The organism is Halalkaliarchaeum sp. AArc-CO (assembly GCF_024972735.1).
Lineage (GTDB): Archaea > Halobacteriota > Halobacteria > Halobacteriales > Haloferacaceae > Halalkaliarchaeum.
Map to the genome: position 1 here is coordinate 986820 of NZ_CP087723.1, position 21565 is coordinate 1008384.

A 21565-nucleotide genomic window follows, 5' to 3' on the forward strand; every position below is an offset into this window, starting at 1 on the left:
TCGGGTCCGCGCCCACTCGTCTTCCCCTGCCGCCGTTTAACTGGGTGGGGGATCTACTGTCCAGTCATGGCGACAATCAAGGACAGCGTCCACGATCACATCGAGGTGACTGGCCCTCCCGAGGCGCTGCTGGACACGCCCGCGGTCCAACGTCTCCGGCGGATCCGGCAGCTCGGGACCGCCCAGTTCGTCTACCCCTCCGCGAACCACACGCGGTTCGAACATTCCCTCGGCGTCTATCACCTCGCCTCCCGGGCGGCAGAGCGGCTCGACCTTCCCGAACGCGACGTCGCCCACGTCGAGGCCGCTGCACTGCTTCACGACGTCGGCCACGGCCCGTTCAGTCACAACATCGAGGCGCTCACTCACCGACGCACGGGGAAGTACCACGACGAGGTGGAGGAACTGATCGCCTCGGGGCGGGTCGGTGAAACCCTCCGGGAACACGACCTCGATCCGGAACGGGTCGCCCAGCTGATCCGCGGGGAGGGGACGTACGGGCAGCTCGTCTCCGGGGAACTGGACGTCGATCGCATGGACTATCTCGTCAGGGACGCCCACCACACCGGCGTGCCGTACGGGACGATCGACCACGAGCGGTTGACGCGGGAGCTCACGTTCGTCGACGGCGAACTGGTCCTCGACGAGGGGAACGTTCAGACTGCGGAGTCACTCCTGCTGGCACGGGCGCTGATGAACCCGACCGTGTACAAACACCACGTCGCGCGCATCTCCAAAGCGATGCTCCGTCGGGCGTCCGAACGCCTGCTGGACTCCGAAAGCGGTGCCGCCGTCGACGTCGACGCCGAACGGCTGCGGCGCATGGACGATCACGATCTGATCGTGGCGCTGCGTTCGACGCCGGAGACGGAGCGGTTCAGTCGCCGGTTCGACGCGCGCCGACTCCTCAAGCGGTCCGTGTGGGCCGAATGGTCGGACGTCCCCGAGTGGATTCTCGACGCCGATCACCGCGAGATCCGGCGGATCGAACGACAGATCGCCGAGGAGGCCGACGTCGACTCGACGGACGTGATCGTGGACGTTCCGTCGGAGCCGTCGATTACCGAGTCCTCTTCTCGAGTTCTCGTCAACGGCGAGATGCGGCGACTCGACGGGCAGTCGCCGCTGGTGTCGGCGCTCCGGACCGCACAGAAAGGGCAGTGGCGTCTCGGCGTCTACACCCGGGAGGAACTGACTGATCGCGTGGGTCGAATCGCCGCCGAGAAGCTCGACATCGACGCCGAGGGTGGGCTCGTCACCGACGTTCGGACGAAGGTGTATCACACCCTCGACGAGTTCGAACGATAAACCTCGTGAACCTCTCGGCTCCGTTCTCTCCGTGAGATTCAAGCGGTCGGGTAGCAAACCCGGCGGCAATGACGACAGCACACGCCGACGGGCCGGATGACCTCGAGCGCCGTTCGGAGTTCGAGGGGGCCACCACTATCGAGGGAACGATCCTCGCGGGTCGAGAGTTCCACCCGGTCGAGGGACGGGTCGTGTTCGAGGACGGACGAATAACTGCAGTCGAGGAGGCGTCCGTCGACAGCGACGCGATCGTACTCCCGGCGTTCGTCAACGCCCACACCCACATCGGCGACTCGATCGCGAAGGAGGCCGGCGAGGGGCTCTCGCTCGAGGAACTGGTTGCGCCGCCGGACGGGCTGAAACACCAGTTGCTCGAAGCAGCCGACCGCGAGTCGATGGTCGAAGCGATGCGGCGGTCGCTCCGTTACATGGCGTCGACGGGGACTGGGGCGTTCCTCGAGTTCCGCGAGGGGGGACTCGAGGGCGTCGAACTCATCCGTGACGCGCTCGAGGAATCGCCGATCGAACCGGTGATTCTCGGCCGGGAAACCGTCGCGGCGATGCGGGAAAGCGACGGGTTCGGCGCGTCCGGTGCTCGGGATGGGGAGTTCTCCAGCGTCCGCGAGGCGACTCGGGAGGCGGGAAAACTGTTCGGTATTCACGCCGGTGAGCGCGACTCCGACGACATCAACCCGGCGCTGGATCTCGACCCATCGTTCCTCGTTCACATGACGCACGTCCGGGAGCTCCACCTCGACCGCCTCGAAGACAGGGCGATACCGGTCGTAGTCTGTCCGCGGTCGAACCTGGTGACGAACGTCGGCGTGCCGCCGATCCGCGAACTCGTCGAGCGAACCACGGTGGCGCTTGGAACGGACAACGTGATGCTCAACTCCCCGTCGATGTTCCGGGAGATGGAGTTCGCGTCGAAGCTTTCGGACGTTCCTGCGGCGACGGTACTCCGGATGGCGACGATCAACGGCGCGGAGACGGCTGGGCTGAACTGCGGACTGATCGAAGCGGGTCGCGACGCCCGGCTGCTCGTCCTCGACGGTGGAAGCAACAACCTCGAGGGTGTTACTGACGTCCGGCGCGCCGTCGTCCGGCGCGCGGGACACGGCGACGTCTCGCGTGTGATTCTGTAGCAACGGTCACAGAACTGTCGCCGGGCTGTCCCGGGGCCGCCGTCCGGAACGGGTCACACCGAGGTGGATCGTTCCGTGACCGTCCGGACGGCGAGCTGTTTGCCCCGTTCGACGCGCTGGAGGAGACGCCCGAGCGTCCCCAACACCGGGTATTCGCCGCCGCCGGTGCCGTCCCCGTAGAGATACCTACAGAACACGTGTGGCTCTTCGGACGAGTGTGTCGACGGGTCGAGCCGAGCCTGTTGGCGATCCAGCTCCTCGTCGAGATCCGTTTCGATCGCCCGGAGCCGGTTCCAGGCGCTTTCACCCTCGTGGAAGCCGTCGGACGTCTCCAGGTCCGATTCGACGGATTCGAGGCGACGTTCGATCGGTTCGATCGCGCGGTACGCCTCGTCGATCCGTTCTGTCTCGTCTTCGAGCTGGGCAAGCAGCGTCTCCCGGCGCTTTGCGGCCCGGCGGGCCTCCGAAACCAGCGCGCTTTGCAGCCCGGGCGTGAGCTGATCGCCTGCAGCGACCGCGGTGGCCACGTCACTTCCGAGCTCCGCGGCCATGTTCTCCGCGAGCGATTCGCCGTACTCCTCCTCGTAATGCTCCATGGACATCACAGTCTGCTCGTAGGCGGTTTCGACGGCGCCGATCCCCCCGCTGTTTCCACCCGCCCCGCTGGAGACTACCCGAACCGCGGCAGCCCCCGAAAGGGTTCCGGCTTCCCCGCCATCGGAGCTCACTCCGGGCTGGATCCCCTCGACTCGATCGGCGAACGCTTCGAACGCGTTCCGCTCGCGGACGACGTGTTTCCGTTCCTCGACGATCGATTCGGCTGCTTTCCGGAGGAGGGTAACAGAGACGAAGACGGCGAGTCCGACGGCGATCGCAGCGAAGGCCACCGCGGGCTCCCCGAGCGCCTCGACGAGGCCGCACTCCCAGCCAGTACATCCCGTCTCCAAGGCAGTTCTGTCGAGCTGCCACTGCTGTCCCCCGGCTGTGCTCATATGCTATATTTTGCCAGGGTGTGCTTAGATGTTACGCCCCGGGGGTAGAAACTGCGACAACTCCCGACCACGCTCCGGTCCTCAAAAACTTACTCGCTACCGAGCGAAACTGCAAAGGCATTTCTCCCCAGATCACCAGTAACCGGGACTGAACGCATGACCAACCAGTTCTCACATGGCGGGGGACGACCATCGGCGTGGTGCCGGTCACAGGCCGCCGGCCTCGAACGTGTAGACCGAACGCTCGCGCCGATCATCTATCCTGCGCCGTCGGATCCGTTCGACGGCTGGCACATCTGGGACACGTGGCCGGTACGGAACCGGGACGGAACGATCGCCGATATCGACGGGTATCGTGTGATCGTCTCGCTGACGACGGCGGACACGCTGTTGCCCGGGAAGCGGCACGACGTTGCCGAACTGCACTACTTTTACTCCTCGGATGGACGACGCTGGACGCACGGCGGTCCGGTGTTCGATGGGGGAGCGTTCGGCTCCCGCCAGTGGGCAGGTTCGACACTGTACGACGACGGCGACCTCTACGTGTTTTATACGGCAACCGGCTCTCGTGGAGAGTCCGAACTCACCTACACCCAGCGTATCGCGGGAGCAGTGGGGGGTCGCGTGACTGTTGTCCCCGACGGGGATGAAGTCACGATCGACGGCGACTGGCGACACGAGGTGTTGCTCGAACCCGACGGGACGTTTTACGAACGGGAAGATCAGTCGCGGGGGATGATCTACACCTTCAGGGATCCCTGGTTCTTCGAGAATCCAGAAACCGGGGAGACGACACTGCTGTTCGAGGCCAACACGCCCGTTCCGCCGGAAAGTGGGCGCTGTGGCGGCGATCCCGTCCAGCAGGAGTTCAACGGGAGCGTGGGGATGGCGATCTCGGAGTCCGGTGACCCGATGGACTGGGAGTTACGTGAACCGCTCGTGGACGCCGTCTGTGTGAACCAGGAACTCGAACGCCCCCACGTTGCGTACCGAAACGGGAGCTACTACCTGTTCGTCTCGAGTCACAAACACACGTTCGCCCCCGGAATCGAGGGATTTGACGGGCTGTACGGCTTCGTCGGCGACGATCTCCGTGGCCCGTACTGCCCCCTCAACGGTCACGGTCTGGTCGCGACGAACCCGGCGAACGCGCCGTTTCAGGCGTACTCCTGGATCGCGTATCTCCACCGCGAGGAACTGCTGGTCGCCAGCTTCTTCAACTACTACGACTACGTCGGCGAATCGCTGGACGGGATCGCTGAGCTTCCCGAGTCCGAACAGCTGCGTCGGTTCGGAGGCACGCTCGCGCCGACGCTTCGGATCCAGCTCGACGGCGACCGAACCCGGATCCTCGGAACGCTCGATCACGGCCATCTCCCGCTACCCTCGGAATCGCTTCCTGAACTGCGATCGTTCGAGGGGAGAACCTCGCGGTTCGTTGACGCCTACTGAGGTTTCCGGTCGATCGGACCGTTTACGGGGGTCATTTGCCGTCAGGTGACGGTACACTGGCTTTTTTCGGTTCCGTCCCCCGAGAGAAGTTCGCGACGTCCGGCCACGCGCTGCCCATTGCCCAGATCGTCGCGTCGACGCTACCGTCACCGTCGACCGCGTAGGCGGCGACGCCGGTGCTGTCGTGGCGCGTCGGATAGATCCGACTCGTGAGCGCCCGGCGTTCGCCGGCGAACAACTCGACGACCGAGCCGTCGACGAACACGCGAACGTCCAGCGGTGACTCGAGGTCGTCGACGGCGACCGACTGCGGCGCTCTGTTCGCCCCTGGATCGAGACTCGAATGTTTCCGGTCGATCGTTACCGACTCGCTGTCGTACCGAATTCTCGTCTGCTCGGCACCGTCGGGGGTCGCACAGACGAGGAATCCGACCTCGGATGCATCGCCGACCTCGAGGGTCGCCTCGATCTCGATCGACCGGCCTGCCGCGTCCAACCGGCGCGTCTCGTCGTCCAGGTCGACGCGACCCCGGCACAGCCGGCGCTCCCGAAGTTCGGAAAACTCACGAATCGGACGCTGGTGGAGGCGATTCCTCTCTACGGACAGTTCCCGTGGAACCGACAGCGTTCCCGCCCAGCCGGCATCCCACTGACGGCTGATGCCTCTGGCTTCCGGGATCCAGCCGAACGTAACCGTCCGATCGCCATCGTGCAGCGATTGGGGCGCGTAGAAGTCGCCTGGATCGAGCGTCCCGCGCCGGCTTTCGCGGAACTGACCGGCGTCGGCGTCGAACTCTCCGAGGAAGTACAGTACCGTCTCGTAGTTGGAGACGTGGAGGAGGTGACTGTCGTCCAACTCGAGCAGTTCTGGACACTCCCACACCGTTCCGGGCGTCTCCCAGTCCCCCACCAGCACGGGCCCCAGGTACTCCCAGTTCCGCAGGTCCGACGATTTATACAGGATGACGGTTCCGCCGACGTCCTCCAGGCCTGCGCCGATCAGCTGATACCAGTACCCGTCGGCCTGCCAGATCGCGTGATCGCGGAACTCGGCGTGCCAGTGTTCTGTCGAGAGCAGATCCAGTTCCGACGGTGGCTGTTCGATAACTGGGTTGTCGTCGTCAGGAACCCACGTGGAGAGCTCGCCGTCGGCTGCAGTCGCCAGACACGGGAGCTGCCACCGGTCGCGCCCGCCCGTGTATACGATCCGGGCGGTTCCGTCGTCGTCGACCGCACATCCCGACCAGCAGCCGTCCCGGTCGGGTCCCGACGGGGTGGGGGACAGCGCCACAGATCTGTCCTCCCAGTGGAGGAGGTCGTCGCTCACCGCGTGTCCCCAGTGAATCGTATCGTGGTGGGGACCACCGGGATTGTACTGATAGAAGACGTGGTATCGATCGTTCCACCGAATACAGCCGTTCGGATCGTTGAGCCAGTTTGCGGGCGGGCAGACGTGGTAGTGTGGCCGGTGTGGATCGTCGTCCAGTTCGCGCCGATGGTCGAGGAGACCGGCCGCGTCGACGGGCCGACCGGCGGTCAGGTCGAACGTCGCGTCCCCGGCCAGGAACTGAAGTCCGTTCTTCACGATCCGTTCGCGGCTCGCCTCCGTGTCCTCCGCGTCCGCGCCCGAAAACGCCATTCCCTGCCCGATTCCGACGACTGTCCCCTCGCCGACGCGCCACTGCAGGCCCCCAAGCTCACTCGGCACGTCCGTCTCGCCGCGGACGGTGCCGGCCAGCACGTCCGCCCGTTCGGGGAGGACGTTCTCGTATCGCGCGTACGGTGCGGGATCGCCGGCCGGCTGGGTGTGATGTCGAAGCCCGGTCAATCCCGCGAGGATCGGATGGTCCGCATACACTGACTTCCAGAGGACTCCCGTCGGTTCCTCTACTGGTTCCGTGCCCGTCGCGTCCGGCGGGACGGGGTCGATTCCGAGCGCTGAAACCTGTGCGACCGCACGGGAGGTCAAAAGGAGGCCGCCGCCGTCTTCCAGAAACGACTGGAACGCCGGGGCACAGTCTGCAATCTCTCGGGGGGTCGCGATCGGTTCGTTGGCGTGCCACCAGATCACGTCGAGTCCCGCGAGTCTGTCACCATCGGAAACGGCGTCGAGTTCTATCCGTTCCGTGTCGAATTCGGTTCGACACCACGTGAGAGCCGCCCGTTCCTCCGTGTCGAGTTCGCCGACAGCAAGGAAACCGACGGCCGCATCGGAGGTGTCCATCAGATCACGACAGGCACACCGGAGAGTTAAGTGATGCGGGAACAGATCGGCCTAGCGGTCTTCGGTCGGTTCATCGGAGCGGAGTCAGTCTGACGGTTCCTCTTCGGTTCGTCTGGCACAGAGCGTCACTGAATATATCCCGAGGCTGTTGCGAACTGGATTGGAATGTCATAACACCACTTGTATTATGAAGGGCCATTATTGAAGGATTTTGAATATTTCTCACGGACGTACAACGTGGAAAAGGATCATATGGGAAAAAGAGGGCTCTACGCTCGTCTGGCGCCAATTCCAGAAAACTTGTAATATTTGATCGAAACATCCATATGTTAAGGCCAGGTCACCTTTACTTGATGCCAGAAGAGCACGAGGTACCCATGGAAGGAGAAAAATCGAGGGAACGTCCCGGTTTATCCGTCCGCCGCCGTGGCGTGCTGGCGGGGACGGCCGGTTTCGCGTCTGTCGCGCTCGCCGGCTGTGCCGGCGACGAGGAGCCGACGCCGGAACCGACCCCCGAGCCGACGCCGACCGAGGAACCGACGCCGGAGCCCGAGAACTACGTCGTCACCGACGACATCATTGCCGGCTCCGCGTACATCCCGGAGGGGACTGGTGGATTCGCTCAGGCGTGTTCCCCCCAGCGGAATTTCATCCCGGAGATGCAAGCGGTGTTCAAGATCGGCGTGTGGGACCCAGCGACGGGTGACATCGTCGGCGCCGACGTGATCGACGAGGCAACCGTCGCGATCGACGGCGGTCCGTCCGTCGAACTCGAGTTCGACGACGAGGACGCCGAGTGGTCGGGTAGTTGGCCGATCCCGGAGGATCAGGAGCCGGGCACGGTTTCCTATGAAGTGCAGGTCACCAACGAGGGCGAGTACCGCAACGTCGGCATCCTCGACAGCGAACTCGAAATCATCGAGTTCGACGACCCGAAGAACTACGTCGTCACCGACGACATGTACGCCGGATCCTCGGGAATCCCGGACGACGCGCAGTTCGTCTCGGCGTGTGGCCCCTCGCGGGCGTTCGTTCCGGGCATGATGGCCGGCTTCGACATCGGCGTTTACGACGGTTCCACCGGCGAACCCGTCGGACCGGACGTGATCGACGAGGCGACGCTCATCATCGACGACCGCGACATCGAACGGGACCTCGAGTGGGAGGAAGACGACGGCGAAGACCTCCACTGGAACGCCACCTGGCACATCCCGGATGACGCCGAGACTGGGACGGTCACCTACGAAGTCGAAATCACCAACGAGGGCGAGTTCTACAACGTCGGCGTGCTGGAAAGCGAATTCGAGATCATCGAAGGGTAGCTTCGAACTTCGCGCAACCGCCCTATAGATAATCTCTTATTTGTCGTTCGGACCGACGATTCGACAGCCGACCGGCCGTCAGGTTTCTTTCGGTTCGACTTCGGACCTGATGTTTTCGAAGTACGTTTCCATGTCGGATTTCACGATCGACCTGACCAGCCCGTCGGTGAGGCCGGCGACGCCGGCCACGCCACCCGTGAGGTCGATGTCGACCGTGTACGCCATGTCGACGACCCCGTCGTCCGTTTCGCTCATCTCCATGGCGGCGATCACGTCGAACTGGCTTCCGGTCGTCGAATCGTAGGCGTTGCCGTCGGCGACGATCCAGTCGGGCTCGTGCATCTCGACCAGCTCTGCCTCGCCAGATACCGAAAGCGTCAACCGACTTACCCCCCGGGTGATCTCGAAGGTGTAACGGCGCTGGGAGAGTTGTTCGACGTCGTCTGCCCCTGGAACACAGTGGACGAGGTTTTCCGGTTCGGAGACGAACGTCCACAGATCGTCTTTCGACGCGTCGAACCGGACTGTTCCGTCGAACGACAGTCCACCGTCGGACTGGCCCTCGTCCCCGCCGTCGTCGTCAGTTGCCGTCCCGTGTTCGGGTTGCTGTTCCTCGGCCGTGTCTGGTGTCCCGGATCCGTTCCTGGTGAAATTCATGGTGGCTCCGCGTGTGGGTTCGGTCGCTCCGCCCGGTCTGGCTGTTCGTTCGACCGTCCGTCGATTCGGTCGCGTCCCGGTTCCGGCCGTCTGTGAGGCGCCTGCCGCTTTCGGTGATCCCGTCGCCACGTCTGAGCGAACCTGTGGAACGTTTCCTCCCCGGAGTACTTCTCTGCGTCGTGATCTACGACGTACTCGTCCATCTCGACCAGCAGGTCGTCGGGTTCGGGCCCGAGCTGTCGGACGAACCCCGCGTTGTGTTCCGGGAGGATTTCGTTCATAGGGTCTCGCGGCGCGTGGCGCAGCTTACTCCGTGATCTTGAACGCGAAGTGCGCCGCCGGGAGGGGACGGATCGGATGGTTGTCCAGATACGAGAGGTGCGGCTTCAGCTCGAAGTCCGGTTCGTCCTCCTGCACCTGGAAGAAGCTCGGGTAGACGTCGATAAAGTGCCACCCCGGCTCGCCGGCCGCCTGCAGGACAGTCCGGTTCACCGCGGCTTCCAGCCCGCAGATGTATCCGAGGGGCTTGTTGTCGTACACGAAGTAGTAGGCGTTCCCGTAGGTGGGCCAGCCCACACCGGAGATCTCGATCTCGATCTCCGTGCCTGCGGGACCCTCCGTCGGAGAGAACGTCTCGATCCGCGGCTGCATCATAAAGCCCGTCTTCGCCACTGATTTCCCGTCGATCTCGGCGGTGATCGGTCGGGTGGCGCCGATGTCGGTCGGGATCTCGACTTCGACCTGGAACGCGCCGTCCTCGTCGGTCGTCACCGACGGCAGCGCGTCCGGCATCGGCACGGGCGTGATGTCGATCCCCTTCACGCGGTGTCCCTCGTGGCTGTGCCAGATCAGGTCCACCTCGGTGTCTGCGGGGAAGTTCCGTCCGGTGATGAACGCGTCCGTCCCGGGCTGACCGGAGGTCGGCGAGATCTCCAGCTCCGCGTCGGTCTCCTCGTCGATATCGGGCAGGTGCACGCTGAGTGGCCCCTCGTCCCACATCGGGTCGAGCCACGCCGACTCCGGCTCGGATTCGGGCTCGGTGACCTCCACGGTCCAGGAGGACTTGCGCCCCCCTGCGACTGGACCGAACGGCGACTGGGTGTTGTTCTGGAGGAACGGCACCCCGCGATAGTTGCGCCACACCTGCAGGACGTGCTTTCCGGGCGGCCCAACGGCCCGCACTTCGGCGGTCGCGGTTCCGCGGTTCTGCACGCCGGTCATGATCCCGACCATTCCGTTGTCCCAGGCGATCTGGTAGTTGTTCGTGATCACGTTCGGGCCGAGTCCGTAGCCGGTCACGGTGAAGAATTCACCCATCTCGGCCTCGGTCCGATCGATTTCGAACCACGGGAGGATCTTGAGCTTCGTCTCCGCCAGAGTGGTCTCGTCGTCGCCGGCCGGTCGTAGTTCGATCCGGTGTTCCCCGCCGTAGTCCTCCGGAATCTGCCACTCCTCGGTGAACCGCCCGTTCTCGTCGCTCGTGATCGACGTCAACTGCTCTTTCCGGGGCTGGTACTGTGCACCCACGACTTCGTTTGCCTTGAGTACGCCCCACATTCCCTCCGCGGTGTGCCAGATCACGTCGACGTCGGCATTCTCCGGGAGGTTTCGTCCTTCCAGCGTAACGGTGTCCCCGACGTACGCCTCCGCGTCGCTCACTACCAGCGTTCCGCGGTGCTCGGACCGCCCTTCCCTGTGTTTGTCGATCCGTTCTCGAACTTCCGGAGATATCCCGTCGTCCATAGTTTTAGTTTACAGATTATCTGTTATATGGTTTTCCATAGGTGGCTGCAGCAGGTGATTCGGGTGACTGTTCTGGCACTGAAATTTAAGTCAATTGAAAACACAGTCCACCGTACGGACGCGGGGTGTGCGATGGTCGAACTGGGGGTCCGGTACCGAACAAACTGGGGGACCGGTTCCGAACAGGTCGGCGTCGTCGACCGTCTCGCCCGTAGATCGTTCCATGGCTTCACGTTCGCAGCTCGGAGGAGCAAACGACGCTGCCGCGCCAGTCGTGGGTATCGTTCTGCTCGTCGCGCTCGTGGTCGCACTCGCGACGCTCGTGGGTTTCTCTGTGCTGGGATTGGGGGGCATCGTCGACAGTAGCCCCAGTACAACCTGGAGCGGGGCGGTCGTCGAACCGTCCCCCGAATCTGGCGACGTGTTCCTGGAGTTTACACATCGGGGTGGCGACACAGTGGCGGCCGACAATCTTGACGCAGTGATCCTTTCGGGAGACGGCAACGCCTCGCTGGGTGCCGTCACATCCGAATCGGACCGGTTGTCTGCGGGGGACACGGTGGGGATCGAGATCGAGGGGGAACCGGAAAGCGAGTTGTCTCGGGACACCGAGATCGCCCTCGTGTGGGAAATCGAGGATCGATCGGCTATTCTGGCGGAGATGACGCTCGAAGAAGCTGTCGTGATCGAAGAGTAGTTCAAAGCGCCGTTTCGTAGCCGGCTGCGGCTTCTTCGTCTTCCCACATCACGACCCGAACCCTGTCGGCTGCGGCCGGGTCGACGTGGTCCAGGAGGGTTTCACAGGCAATTCGTGAAAAGTGCTCGACGCTTGGATTGCGCCCCTCGAAGGCGGGTTTATCGTTGAGCGTCTCGTCCGCGTATCGTTCCCGGACGGCGTCGATCCCGGCTTTTACGTCGTCGATGTCGACCAGATAGCCGTATTCGCCGAGCTGGTCGCCCTCGAACGTCGCCTCCATCTCGAACTGATGGGAGTGCAGTTTCCCTTCGGGACCCGGATCCGGCACCGTCAGATAGTGCTGGGCGATGAACGACTCTGTCACCGTAACTGAATACATACTCGCGGATACGAATTCTTCGGTAAAGAGTCTGCTCCACAGTTCGTGTTCGACGTCTCCGGACCGTCGTGTTCGCTTTCCCGTCGATCAGTGCCGCTCAGTATTCGAACAGCGTAGTGACGACGCCATCCGATTTGTCTGCCAGTCGCTCGTAAGCGATCTCGGCGTTCGATAGCGGCTCCCGATGGGTGATGAGCGGCTCCGTGTCGAAGTCTTCGAGCAGTTCCCATGCAGTCGAAAGCCGCCGATCGGCGTCCCACCTGCCGCGCAGGGCCGGATCGACGGTGCTCACCTGGCTACTCTCGATGGTAATTCGGTTCCGATGGAACTCGGCTCCGAGATCCAGCGTGGCCTCCTTGGTTCCGTACCACGATCCGACGACGATCCGGCCGTCGTAGCCGGCCGTGTGGATCGCATCGTCGAGGGCCTCCGGGTTGCCCGAGACCTCGAACGCTAGGTCGGTTCCGGCGCCCTCTGACTCGGAATCGTACTGCTCCTCCAGCGCAGCGGGGGCGATCGCCCTGTCGACCCCGAGACGACGGGCGAGTTTGCGGCGCGTTTCCACGGGGTCGATTGCGACGAGCTGATCCAGCGGGAACCTGGTGAGAAGTTCAGTTGTGAGCAGCCCGACTGTCCCCTGCCCGAATACGGCGACGCGTTCTCCCAGCCGCGGCCCCCCATCGTGGACGAAGTTAATGGCCGTCTCGACGAGTGGCAACAGCGTGGCTGACTGGCTCTCGATCCCATCGGGTACCGGAACCACCTCCTCGGGAGAGGCGAGGAAGTGGCTCTCGTGGGGATTGAACGCGAACACGCGTTGTCCGGCCCACTCTTCGGGAACGTCCTGGCCGACTTCGTCGACGACGCCGACGGCCGCGTAGCCGTATCGCAGCGGGTAGGTAAATCGCCCGGAAAACGCCGGCAGGCTCTCGTCTATCGGCAGTCGTTCGGGTGCTTCACCCCGATAGATCAGCAGTTCGGTTCCGCTACTGATCGCGGAGACGGTCGTTTCGACCCGGAGCTGGTTCCGACCCGGGGTGGGACGTTCCGCGCGCTCGAGTTCGACCTCCCCCGGAGCCACGAAGGAGAGCCGGCGGCGCATCAGTCGCCGGCAGCCGCGTGTTCTGTCGCGAACTCGACAGTCGTTCCCTCGTATCGACAGTCCTCGAGTGCGTGTTTCGCCGCGAACCCGGCCTTGTGCGGCGATTCACCGGTCCCTACGCCGACTTTCAACTGAACGTCCACGGCGTCGGCCACGTGATCGATCGCGTCCTGGTATTCGTCGACACTCAGCTCTGGGCAGACCGCGATGATGTTGTCGCCGCCGACGAAGAACGACAGCGCGCCGTGCGCCTCCCGCATGTATCGCATCAGCTCTGCGTAGCCGTGTTCGATGTGGATGAACGAATCGAACTCGTTGAGGCGGTCGGTGTACTTTTCGGTCGCGTCGTTCACGTCGAAATGAGCGATCTGGAGATCGTCGCCTGCGGTGGGTTCCCGGAACGACCCCGAAAAGACCTCCTTGCGATCGCTGTCCTGGGCACTACCGGCGCGCTGGAGTCGTTCTGTCGCGTTTTCGAGCGCTTCGGAGGGTTGCGAGTCGACATCCACGCCGAGACTCACCGTCACTGGATAGCGGTTTCGGATCGACTCCTGTAGCGTGTGGTGGTCCGTTCGGTCGATCCCGTTGGTGACCGCAACCATGTTGTCGAACCGGGTGAAGAAAACGTAGCCGTCGCGGCTGCCGATGAACTGCGCGAGGTCGGCGAACAGTCGCGACTGCAGGGTCTGGAGATCCATCTCCCGTCGCGGCTCCGGCGACACCGTCCAAGGGCCGTAGTTGTCGATCTGAACCAGCGTAATCTGTGTGTTCGTCACTGTATCCTTCTTTCGGGTTCCCGGTACTTTGGTTCTTTCCGTTAGTCTCGGCCAATGAGGACGGTTCTCGGAACTGGCCGCTGTTCCAGGTTCGTTTTCGACCGACGGGAGCCGTCCGGGACCGGGACGTTCAACTCCGTTCCGGTCGTACGACGGTCCATGGAATACCGAGGTGCTGTCCTCGACGTCGACGGGACCGTCGTCCGTGGGGACGAACCGATCCCCGGGGCCCCGGACGGCGTTCGGCGACTCCGTTCGGCCGGCGTCGAACCGCTGTTCGTCTCCAATAATCCGAGCAAGGCTCCTCCGGCGTACGTCCGTCGGCTCTCTCGGGCGGGATACGACGTCGACGTCGATCACGTCGTTACTGCCGGCACTGTATCGACGGCGTACCTCGAGCGTCACCACCCCGATGATTCGATCTATCTGGTCGGCGAGACGGGACTCGCACGGCAACTCAGGGAAGTCGGGCTTTCGCTTTCCTCGGACCCCAGTGTCGCCGACGTCGTGGTCGTGTCCCTGGATCGAGAGTTCGATTACGAGGAACTGTGTGCCGTCCAGTGGGCGCTGGAGGACGACGACGTTCGATTTTACGGCACCGACCCGGACGTGGTGATTCCGGCGGCGGAACGGAACGTCCCTGGGTCTGGAGCGTTGATAAACGCCGTCGTGGACGTCACCGGTCGACAGCCGGACGCGGTGTTCGGCAAGCCGAACGAACCGACGCGACGCGCAATCTTCGAGCGATTCGACTACGATCCGGGCGACTGTTTCGTCGTCGGCGACCGGCTCGATACCGACATCGCGCTCGGCAACGAGGCCGGGATGACGACCGTGCTCGTCCGGACAGGGGTCACGGACGCCGAAGCCCTCGCGAACGCCGAGATTCAGCCCGACTACGTCCTGGACTCGCTCGCCGGGATCGATCGGGTGTTGGACGGCGATTCCTGAGGCGTTCCACCGTTCTCGAGCGCGTCCCTTCCCGGTCCTTCTTAAAATGCGTCGCCGTGTGCAGTGATCTCTGCGCGCAGTCCTGGGCGAACCGCCGAGTGGACGTGGCAGATATCCTTGCCCCGGTCGACGATCTCCTCGAGTTCCTCGTCGCTCAAGTCGAGTTCGACGTGGAGATCCCACCGAATTGCGGCGAGGTCGTCGTCGTCATCGAGATCGGCGGACGCGTCAATCTGGAGCTTTCCGAGGTCGTCGTGACCGCGCTGTCGTCCGGCGACCCGGAGCGCGGGGAGGTAACAGGACGCGTACGTCGCGACGAGGGCCTGATTCGCAGTCGGTCCCTCCTCGCCCGTGGCGTCGATCGAGAGATCGAACTCGCCGACGTGGCTCGAACAGTGGTACCCTTCCTCACACACCGTGCTGGTTTCGATATCCGTCATTGCAACTACGTATTGGTCGGAACCGTCCTAAAGGTTGCTTCCGGGGGGTCGTCTGGATTGCAAAAACGGGCTTCTCCGAGCCGGCGGTTGGGGTCGTGATCGTGGTCTTCACTCGAGGCTGAACGTCTCGTCGCCTTCGAGGACGCGGACCTCGGCGTCGCTGCCGGTCGCTTTCACCTCGCGGACGAAGTCGTCGGTGTCGATCTCGATCGGCGGGAACGTGTCGTAGTGCATCGGGAACGCGTAGTCGACGTCGAGCCAGTCGACCGCGATCGCCGCCTGGGTCGGACCCATGGTGAAGTGGTCGCCGGCCGGAACGGCGGCGGCGTCGGGTTCGAGGAACGGTCCGATCACGTCGCGCATCTCGCTCATCAGGCTCGTGTCGCCGGCGTGATAGAACGTCGTCGCGTCGGGATCGGCTTCCTGTGTCGGTTTTTTGTCAGAAATGACGAAGCCGGCAGGCATTCCGGCGCTCGTCTCGTAGCCGGTTTCGATGCCGTTGGTGTGGTCTGCCCGGACCATCGTAACGAAGGCGTCGCCACACTCGACGGTACCGCCGAGGTTCATCCCCATGCCGCCGACGGCGTCCTCGAAGCCGAAGTTGTCCTCGGCGTATGAGACCAGTTCCGGGACTGCGACGAGCGTTGCCTCGGAGAACTCGCCTGCGTGGGCGACGTGATCGGCGTGCCCGTGGGTGAGCAGGACGTAATCCGGCTGATCGACGTCCGCCGGATCAAGATCCGTCTTCGGGTTGTCGAAGAACGGATCGATCAACAGCGACGTTTCACCGACCGTTACGTGCCAGGTGGAGTGGCCGTGCCAGGTGAGTTCCATAGCCAGTCGATACACCTCGCCGACAGGTAATAAAAGTCGTTGATACATTCCGAACGGTCCCTGCCACGTACAACGAATTTCTGCCGTGGCGCGGGGTCAGGAACACCCCTCGTCTTCGAGTTCTCCCTCGCCGCTTCCGCAGGCGACGACGCGTTCGGACACCTCGCCGATCACATCAATCTCGTCGGTGTTCGGTGGGGTGAGACTCACCTGGTCGATCTCCCGTTCGACCTCCTTTTCCCACTCGTAGGTGGTCGTGGTTTCGTAGTCGAGTTTCTCGTACACGCCGTACTCGATTTCGTCGGTGTAGGTACGTTCCCATCGGTGGAGATCCTGTCGATCGTACTCGGGGACGCGGTACTCGTAGTACACCTCCGGGGTACTCGTCGTTCGTTCCCAGAGGTATTCGGTGCTATAGGTAGGGTATTCGAACTTGTACTCCCGGCTGGTATCGCTTTTCCACACCGTTCGTTCGCCCCAGTCGATGCATCTGCCATTCCCGAACCAGCTGTTCGTTCGCTCCTTGCAGTACCGTTCGGTTTCGGTGTAGTAGTCGGTCACCGTCCTGGAGTCGACGACCCGCCAGCCGGCCGCCGGGGCTCGTCGTGACGACCGCCAGGTCGACCCGGTCCCGTCGCGAACCTGTCCGGTGGATCGAACCCGCGACCATCCCGAGCCAGAGGGTCGAGAGGTGCTCCGTTCCCGCTCGGTGGTCGTGTGGTAGTTCGTCGTCGTCCCGACGTAGGTGCCGTCGTTGGGAGCGAGACTCCGGTGGGGAACCTCGACGTGGTCGTAGCCCACGATCCGAGTTTCGCTGTCGACTGTCCGTTCGGCCATCGACCAGTCGCTTCCCGGCCAGTTTGCGGCCACCCGGGTTTCCCGACGCTGTTCGGTTTCGGTCTCGGTTCCGATCCGTCGCCAGTCGTCCGATAGCAGGGCGTCGGGGTTCTGCTCGTCGCGGATGCGCGTTTCCTCTCGGTCGACTACCTCTTCGTCGATCGACTCGATGCCGGCCTTTTCCCAGCCCTCGCCGGGATCGTCTTCCGAAACGTATTCGGCGACTGCAGTCGTTCTCTCGGTGTAGTGGTACTCGGTGTAGGAGTCGAAGGTGACGGTTACTTGCGTTTGGTCACTTGTGTCCTGAAATTCTTTTCCAGAAAGCCACACTGAATAAGTCCCAGGAGAACTATATTGATGTGTTATTGTATATGTATTCCCACCACACAACCGTGATCCCTGGCAATCGTCTGCATATAGATTTAAAGAACTGCCATCGCCGAAATTGATTTCATAGAGATCTTCATGATCTGCCGGCGTCGTTGCTGTCTCAATCTCAAAAGTAGCAGTCAGCGTTGAATCTTCAATCTCCTGTATTTGGACATAATCTTCACCATGGCTAACTGTTGGCCCTTGAATCACTACGGTTTCCTCATATCTGTCTATTCTCCCAAACTGATCAACAACTTTTACTTCAACATTGTATTCTCTACTAACTGGTTCATGTATCTCATAAAAATGAGTTGCTGAAGGTCGCGAGGTTTTAGTCTTGGACCCATCTCCAAAATTCCACATGTATGTTAAATCTTGTCCATTTGATGAATCCACATCTGCCGAAAATTGGATCGATTCTTGTGGGACTGCGGTTAATAACGCCTTTTCTACTTGTCTATCCAAATAATCCTGTACTTCTATTGTTGGATCATTACCAGCATATTGAGTACTAGTTTCTAAACCAGTAACCTCGTGTTCCGGCTCATCTGTAACTTCTGGAGTTTCTGCGTCGGGTTCTACAACTGTAACTCCCTTCTCAACTGAGACTTCATCACCGAAGTTGGTTGTGCCAAGGACTGTAATCTTCCCAGAATCTGCCTTCTGGTCACTAAATGAGATGTCTTGTGTTGTTCCAGATCCGAGATAAATATCTTGGCCCGACGTATATTCCCAATCGTACTCGGTTATCTCACCACTACTTTCCACTTCGTAAGTATGCTCTGTTCCCTGTACGACTACTGAAGGTCCGGAAATTCTCAAGTCAATAGGATCTTGATCTGTTCCATCAGATCCGGTTGTTTCTTCAGGTTCATCCGGATTTTCAGGCTCATCTGAAGCAGGGGCTGGTGTTGGATCGCTTCCAGAACCATCGTCTGGATTGGACGAGGGAGCCTCTGAGGTGTCATCTGTGTCATTTGTTTCATCCGGTCCGTTGTCGGACTGTCCCGGCTCATCCTCAGACGAGTCCGCAATCTCCACCAAAACTTCCACGTAATCTTCGCTCACCTCGTCGTTCGTACCAATCACTTCGACCGTAAAGCGCCATTCGCCGGCGGAATCTGGCACATAGGTGTGTCTCACTGAATCGCCACCCTCAAGACGTTCTCGCTCCCCGCCAGGCGGAGTGACGTACCACTGGAACCCGTCGATATCCCCGCTCACCGCCCGCGACCCACTCGCGTCGAGATACACGGTCTCCCCGAGATCGACGGACCTGTCCAGGCCCGCGTCGGCCATCGGCTCGGTTTCGTCCGCTACTACTACGGCCGTCGAACCCACGGCTGCGACGACCAACAACACCGCGAATACCTTCCTGCCGTCCATCGGAATATGTGGTCCTACTCCGATCTTATCTTAAATAGTTTTGTATAAAATAAAGGTAGATGTGAATATATTGAATCTTCGGAATTCTGGATTATTTTGTGAAATTCACCGACTGTCAGAAGCCGGCAGCCGCTCGTCGTGACCGTTCTCTGTTGAAAACTTTTGGCGGTGAAATCGGTTGCGCGGTAGCCGATCGAGCCGCTCAGTGCTGGTGACCGAGCGCTTCCGAGAGCGGCATACCGAACCGCTCTTCGAACAGTTCCTCGACGGTGTTGTTCATCTCGACGACGTCGGCCGGCGGTTCGCCTTCGGAGTGATGGACCATCGCGTGCGCCTGTTGGGCCATCGCCTGCAGCACGATATCTGTGATCACGTGCGTCGGGTTTTCGCCCTGCTCGGTCATCGTGTCGACGAGCCCTGCCGGTAGCTCTACTGTGTCCTCGTTGCCGTCCGGTCCGGTTACGGTGTAGGTTTCAGTTTCTCCCATGGGGCCGACGACGCATTCCACACGTAAGGCTCTGTGGAACTTCCGGAACGAACCCCGCCGCTCGTCGACTGATCCACCGAGTATATTACCAATAGTACTAATATATAAGAAATAAATAACCATCAGTAACCGATAAGTGGTATTCGCTCCAACGGCTGACGTGCCATGTCACACAGTACCGAACGCATCTCGACGACGCACGTCGGGAGCCTCCCCCGCCCGGAGGATCTGCTCCCGTACTTCGAGCGCATACAGGCCGGCGAGGAGATCGACGAGGAAGCCTTCGAAGCGGCGGTCAGGGAGGCGACGGAGGAGGCGGTCCGCCGACAGGAGGAGGTCGGGATCGACGTCGCAACCCATGGGGAACAGGGGCGACTTTCGTTCGTCACGTACGTCGTAAACCGGCTCACCGGTTTCGAGGGCGAAGTACCGGCGATACAGTGGGCCGATCTCGAGGAGTATCCGGAGTACGCTCGGCAGGTTCCGACGTTCCGGGAGTGGTCGGAGCCGGGGGCGACGATTCCGGCCGCCTCCGGGCCGATCGAGTACGACGGCGAGGCCGAGACCAAGGCGGAGCTCGACCGGTTCGAGGCCGCCATCGAGGAGACCGGCGCCGAGTTCGAAGAGACGTTCGTGACGGCGGCCGCACCGGGAACCGTCGCTGCCTACGTCGGAAACACCCACTACGACAGCCACGAGGAGTACCTCTTTGCGGTCGCGGACGCGATCGCCACCGAGTACGAACTGATCGCCGACTCGGGGGCGACGCTCCAGATCGACGCCCCGGACCTGCTCGGAGGGCGGCATCTCAAGTTCAAGGACCGCTCCGAGTCGGAATTCGTCGAGGTCGTGGCAACCCACGTCGAAGCCCTCAATGAAGCGCTCGCGAACGTGCCGGCAGAGCAGGTTCGGATCCACACCTGCTGGGGGAACTACGAGGGGCCACACCACCACGATATCTCGCTGGAGACGGTCCTGCCCGAAATCTACGAGGCAGACGTCGGGGGGCTTTTGATCGAGCAGGCGAACCCGTGCCACCAGCACGACTACACAGTTTTCGAGGAGCATGGCGTCCCCGACCGCTGGCAACTGATCCCGGGGGTGATCGACGTCACGGTCAATTACATCGAACCCCCGGCGGTGATCGCCGACCGCATCGAGCGGTTCGTCGACGCCGTCGGCGATCCCGATCGGATCCTCGCGGGCGCAGACTGCGGGCTCGGCACGTTTGCCGGCTTCGGGGCGGTCCATCCCGAAATCGCCTGGAAGAAGCTGGACGCCCTCGCCGACGGGGCGAAACTGGCGAGCGAACGGGTGTACTGACGCGATTTCGACTCCGGGATGATCCGGCTCTCGACAGCCCTTTGGTGGCCGCCGCCGACCACCGTGTTATGTGGGACGACACGTTCGGCAGCGACTCGGATCCGTCGTCAGATCCGTCCGTTCTGGTCGTCGGTGAGACGCTCGTCGATTTCATCCCCGAGACCCCTGGGCCGCTTCCCGACGTCGAAACGTTCCATCGCCGTGCGGGAGGTGCTCCCGCTAACGTCGCGGTCGGGCTTTCCCGACTCGGCGTCACCCCGGCGTTCTGGACCCGGGTCGGCGACGATCCGTTCGGTGACTTCCTCCGACGAACGCTCGAGGCGGCGGGGATCCCCGACGAACTCGTCGAGATCGATCCCCGCGCCAAAACCGGGCTCGCGTTCGTGAGCCTCGATCCGGACGCAGACCGAGCGTTCAGCTTCCACCGCGACCGCAGCGCCGACACCCGACTCCAGTCCGGACGAATCGACGACGAACGCCTCGAAGGGACAGACTGGCTTCACGCCGGCGGCGTCACGCTCGCCGACGATCCCGGTCGGGAAGCGACGTTCGATATCCTCGAACGCGCCGGTGGCACCGACACAACGGTTTCGTTCGATCCCAACGCCCGTCCGGAACTGTGGGACGAGTACGACTTCGCCGACAGCGTCGACCGGGCTTTCGGCCTCGCGGACGTCGTAAAGACGTCCCGGGAGGATCTCGAGGCGGCGGGATACGACTGCGAACTCGACGACGAACAACTGGTCCGAAGCGTCGCCGACGACGGCCCCCACACGGTGTTTCTCACCCTCGGCTCCGCGGGTGCGGTCGCGTATGCGACTCCCGATGCCCCGTGGTTCGACGACGCCCACAGGCCCGGTGACGGGGAGAGATCCGCTGACGCAGTCGTCCGACACGACGGTTACCCGGTCGATGCAGTCGACACGACCGGCGCCGGCGACGGGTTCTTCGCGGGCGCGATCGCGGCCCTCTCGAACGACGAACCGCTCCCGATGGCTCTGGAGTTCGCGGGCGCGGTCGCGGCGGTGACGACCACCGAACCCGGGGCGATGACGGCGCTGCCGACCCGCAAAGAGGTTGCGGCGTTTCGGAAACAGTTCGAGAGGTAGCTCGACCGCCCGGGTGGACGACCGCGACG

General features: G+C 62.5%; 20 protein-coding genes. 8 read left to right on the top strand and 12 right to left on the bottom strand.

Annotation, left to right across the window (positions count from 1 at the left end):
* Positions 1 to 66 precede the first annotated feature (66 nt).
* Positions 67 to 1308 carry an HD domain-containing protein gene (locus tag AArcCO_RS05570; RefSeq protein ID WP_259535484.1) on the top strand — a complete coding sequence of 414 codons (1242 nt, stop codon included), beginning with the start codon at positions 67 to 69 and terminating at the stop codon, positions 1306 to 1308.
* A gap of 68 nt (positions 1309 to 1376) precedes the next feature.
* Positions 1377 to 2453: an amidohydrolase family protein gene (locus AArcCO_RS05575; protein WP_259535486.1), complete on the top strand. Its 1077-nt coding sequence runs from the start codon at positions 1377 to 1379 to the stop codon at positions 2451 to 2453.
* Between the two features lie 53 nt (positions 2454 to 2506).
* On the opposite strand, the gene AArcCO_RS05580 is transcribed toward AArcCO_RS05575, so the two are convergent.
* A complete protein-coding gene (locus AArcCO_RS05580) occupies positions 2507 to 3445 on the bottom strand; it encodes a DUF7260 family protein (RefSeq protein WP_259535488.1) in 939 nt (312 codons plus the stop codon).
* A gap of 156 nt (positions 3446 to 3601) precedes the next feature.
* On the opposite strand from AArcCO_RS05580, the gene AArcCO_RS05585 reads away from it, so the two are divergent.
* Positions 3602 to 4897, top strand: a complete 1296-nt coding sequence (locus AArcCO_RS05585) for a glycoside hydrolase family 68 protein (protein ID WP_259535490.1) — start codon at positions 3602 to 3604, stop codon at positions 4895 to 4897.
* Positions 4898 to 4928: 31 nt separating this feature from the next.
* On the opposite strand, the gene AArcCO_RS05590 is transcribed toward AArcCO_RS05585, so the two are convergent.
* On the bottom strand, positions 4929 to 7121 hold the full coding sequence (locus AArcCO_RS05590; protein WP_259535492.1) for a GH32 C-terminal domain-containing protein: 2193 nt from the start codon (positions 7119 to 7121) through the stop codon (positions 4929 to 4931).
* A 353-nt stretch (positions 7122 to 7474) separates the two neighbouring features.
* On the opposite strand from AArcCO_RS05590, the gene AArcCO_RS05595 reads away from it, so the two are divergent.
* Positions 7475 to 8443: a hypothetical protein gene (locus tag AArcCO_RS05595; protein ID WP_259535494.1), complete on the top strand. Its 969-nt coding sequence runs from the start codon at positions 7475 to 7477 to the stop codon at positions 8441 to 8443.
* Between the two features lie 78 nt (positions 8444 to 8521).
* On the opposite strand, the gene AArcCO_RS05600 is transcribed toward AArcCO_RS05595, so the two are convergent.
* Genes AArcCO_RS05600 through AArcCO_RS05610 form a run of 3 tightly spaced genes read right to left on the bottom strand, consistent with a single transcriptional unit; the run spans position 8522 to position 10843 of the window.
* On the bottom strand, positions 8522 to 9100 hold the full coding sequence (locus AArcCO_RS05600; protein ID WP_259535496.1) for an SRPBCC family protein: 579 nt from the start codon (positions 9098 to 9100) through the stop codon (positions 8522 to 8524).
* Positions 9097 to 9381: a hypothetical protein gene (locus tag AArcCO_RS05605; protein WP_259535498.1), complete on the bottom strand. Its 285-nt coding sequence runs from the start codon at positions 9379 to 9381 to the stop codon at positions 9097 to 9099. The genes AArcCO_RS05600 and AArcCO_RS05605 overlap by 4 nt, the downstream gene beginning before the upstream one ends.
* 25 nt (positions 9382 to 9406) lie before the next feature.
* Positions 9407 to 10843 carry a hypothetical protein gene (locus AArcCO_RS05610; protein WP_259535500.1) on the bottom strand — a complete coding sequence of 479 codons (1437 nt, stop codon included), beginning with the start codon at positions 10841 to 10843 and terminating at the stop codon, positions 9407 to 9409.
* 223 nt (positions 10844 to 11066) lie between these two features.
* On the opposite strand from AArcCO_RS05610, the gene AArcCO_RS05615 reads away from it, so the two are divergent.
* Positions 11067 to 11540, top strand: coding sequence for an archaellin/type IV pilin N-terminal domain-containing protein (locus AArcCO_RS05615; protein WP_259535502.1), 474 nt, complete (start codon positions 11067 to 11069; stop codon positions 11538 to 11540).
* A 1-nt stretch (position 11541) separates the two neighbouring features.
* Here the strand turns inward: AArcCO_RS05615 and AArcCO_RS05620 are convergent, their stop codons facing one another.
* The 3 genes from AArcCO_RS05620 to AArcCO_RS05630 all read right to left on the bottom strand — a co-directional run bounded on the left by AArcCO_RS05620 (position 11542) and on the right by AArcCO_RS05630 (position 13797).
* Positions 11542 to 11919: a 6-pyruvoyl trahydropterin synthase family protein gene (locus AArcCO_RS05620; RefSeq protein ID WP_259535504.1), complete on the bottom strand. Its 378-nt coding sequence runs from the start codon at positions 11917 to 11919 to the stop codon at positions 11542 to 11544.
* A gap of 97 nt (positions 11920 to 12016) precedes the next feature.
* Positions 12017 to 13021 (bottom strand): zinc-dependent alcohol dehydrogenase, encoded by a 1005-nt coding sequence (locus AArcCO_RS05625; RefSeq protein WP_259535506.1) that lies wholly within the window; start codon positions 13019 to 13021, stop codon positions 12017 to 12019.
* Positions 13021 to 13797, bottom strand: coding sequence for a GTP cyclohydrolase IIa (locus AArcCO_RS05630; RefSeq protein ID WP_259535508.1), 777 nt, complete (start codon positions 13795 to 13797; stop codon positions 13021 to 13023). Before AArcCO_RS05630 ends, AArcCO_RS05625 begins: the two co-directional genes overlap by 1 nt.
* A gap of 159 nt (positions 13798 to 13956) precedes the next feature.
* On the opposite strand from AArcCO_RS05630, the gene AArcCO_RS05635 reads away from it, so the two are divergent.
* Positions 13957 to 14748: an HAD-IIA family hydrolase gene (locus tag AArcCO_RS05635; RefSeq protein WP_259535510.1), complete on the top strand. Its 792-nt coding sequence runs from the start codon at positions 13957 to 13959 to the stop codon at positions 14746 to 14748.
* 41 nt (positions 14749 to 14789) lie between these two features.
* Here AArcCO_RS05635 and AArcCO_RS05640 read toward each other — a convergent pair whose 3' ends face one another.
* The 4 genes from AArcCO_RS05640 to AArcCO_RS05655 all read right to left on the bottom strand — a co-directional run bounded on the left by AArcCO_RS05640 (position 14790) and on the right by AArcCO_RS05655 (position 19104).
* Positions 14790 to 15188 carry an OsmC family protein gene (locus AArcCO_RS05640; protein ID WP_259535512.1) on the bottom strand — a complete coding sequence of 133 codons (399 nt, stop codon included), beginning with the start codon at positions 15186 to 15188 and terminating at the stop codon, positions 14790 to 14792.
* Between the two features lie 108 nt (positions 15189 to 15296).
* Positions 15297 to 16022, bottom strand: coding sequence for a metal-dependent hydrolase (locus AArcCO_RS05645; RefSeq protein ID WP_259535514.1), 726 nt, complete (start codon positions 16020 to 16022; stop codon positions 15297 to 15299).
* A gap of 96 nt (positions 16023 to 16118) precedes the next feature.
* Positions 16119 to 18617, bottom strand: a complete 2499-nt coding sequence (locus AArcCO_RS05650) for a PKD domain-containing protein (RefSeq protein WP_259535517.1) — start codon at positions 18615 to 18617, stop codon at positions 16119 to 16121.
* Between the two features lie 202 nt (positions 18618 to 18819).
* Positions 18820 to 19104, bottom strand: coding sequence for a DUF7545 family protein (locus tag AArcCO_RS05655; RefSeq protein WP_259535519.1), 285 nt, complete (start codon positions 19102 to 19104; stop codon positions 18820 to 18822).
* A gap of 165 nt (positions 19105 to 19269) precedes the next feature.
* Here AArcCO_RS05655 and AArcCO_RS05660 point away from each other — a divergent pair, with 165 nt between their 5' ends.
* Both AArcCO_RS05660 and AArcCO_RS05665 read left to right on the top strand, forming a co-directional pair.
* A complete protein-coding gene (locus AArcCO_RS05660; RefSeq protein WP_259535521.1) occupies positions 19270 to 20427 on the top strand; it encodes a cobalamin-independent methionine synthase II family protein in 1158 nt (385 codons plus the stop codon).
* A 68-nt stretch (positions 20428 to 20495) separates the two neighbouring features.
* On the top strand, positions 20496 to 21536 hold the full coding sequence (locus AArcCO_RS05665) for a carbohydrate kinase family protein (RefSeq protein ID WP_259535523.1): 1041 nt from the start codon (positions 20496 to 20498) through the stop codon (positions 21534 to 21536).
* The last annotated feature ends 29 nt before the right edge of the window (positions 21537 to 21565 follow it).

Bases quoted from the DNA above. Each gene is read 5' to 3' on its own strand.
- AArcCO_RS05570 (WP_259535484.1), top strand. From the start codon at position 67: ATGGCGACAATCAAGGACAGCGTCCACGATCACATCGAGGTGACTGGC.
- AArcCO_RS05575 (WP_259535486.1), top strand. From the start codon at position 1,377: ATGACGACAGCACACGCCGACGGGCCGGATGACCTCGAGCGCCGTTCG.
- AArcCO_RS05580 (WP_259535488.1), bottom strand. From the start codon at position 3,445: ATGAGCACAGCCGGGGGACAGCAGTGGCAGCTCGACAGAACTGCCTTG.
- AArcCO_RS05585 (WP_259535490.1), top strand. From the start codon at position 3,602: ATGACCAACCAGTTCTCACATGGCGGGGGACGACCATCGGCGTGGTGC.
- AArcCO_RS05590 (WP_259535492.1), bottom strand. From the start codon at position 7,121: ATGGACACCTCCGATGCGGCCGTCGGTTTCCTTGCTGTCGGCGAACTC.
- AArcCO_RS05595 (WP_259535494.1), top strand. From the start codon at position 7,475: ATGCCAGAAGAGCACGAGGTACCCATGGAAGGAGAAAAATCGAGGGAA.
- AArcCO_RS05600 (WP_259535496.1), bottom strand. From the start codon at position 9,100: ATGAATTTCACCAGGAACGGATCCGGGACACCAGACACGGCCGAGGAA.
- AArcCO_RS05605 (WP_259535498.1), bottom strand. From the start codon at position 9,381: ATGAACGAAATCCTCCCGGAACACAACGCGGGGTTCGTCCGACAGCTC.
- AArcCO_RS05610 (WP_259535500.1), bottom strand. From the start codon at position 10,843: ATGGACGACGGGATATCTCCGGAAGTTCGAGAACGGATCGACAAACAC.
- AArcCO_RS05615 (WP_259535502.1), top strand. From the start codon at position 11,067: ATGGCTTCACGTTCGCAGCTCGGAGGAGCAAACGACGCTGCCGCGCCA.
- AArcCO_RS05620 (WP_259535504.1), bottom strand. From the start codon at position 11,919: ATGTATTCAGTTACGGTGACAGAGTCGTTCATCGCCCAGCACTATCTG.
- AArcCO_RS05625 (WP_259535506.1), bottom strand. From the start codon at position 13,021: ATGCGCCGCCGGCTCTCCTTCGTGGCTCCGGGGGAGGTCGAACTCGAG.
- AArcCO_RS05635 (WP_259535510.1), top strand. From the start codon at position 13,957: ATGGAATACCGAGGTGCTGTCCTCGACGTCGACGGGACCGTCGTCCGT.
- AArcCO_RS05640 (WP_259535512.1), bottom strand. From the start codon at position 15,188: ATGACGGATATCGAAACCAGCACGGTGTGTGAGGAAGGGTACCACTGT.
- AArcCO_RS05645 (WP_259535514.1), bottom strand. From the start codon at position 16,022: ATGGAACTCACCTGGCACGGCCACTCCACCTGGCACGTAACGGTCGGT.
- AArcCO_RS05650 (WP_259535517.1), bottom strand. From the start codon at position 18,617: ATGGACGGCAGGAAGGTATTCGCGGTGTTGTTGGTCGTCGCAGCCGTG.
- AArcCO_RS05655 (WP_259535519.1), bottom strand. From the start codon at position 19,104: ATGGGAGAAACTGAAACCTACACCGTAACCGGACCGGACGGCAACGAG.
- AArcCO_RS05660 (WP_259535521.1), top strand. From the start codon at position 19,270: ATGTCACACAGTACCGAACGCATCTCGACGACGCACGTCGGGAGCCTC.
- AArcCO_RS05665 (WP_259535523.1), top strand. From the start codon at position 20,496: ATGTGGGACGACACGTTCGGCAGCGACTCGGATCCGTCGTCAGATCCG.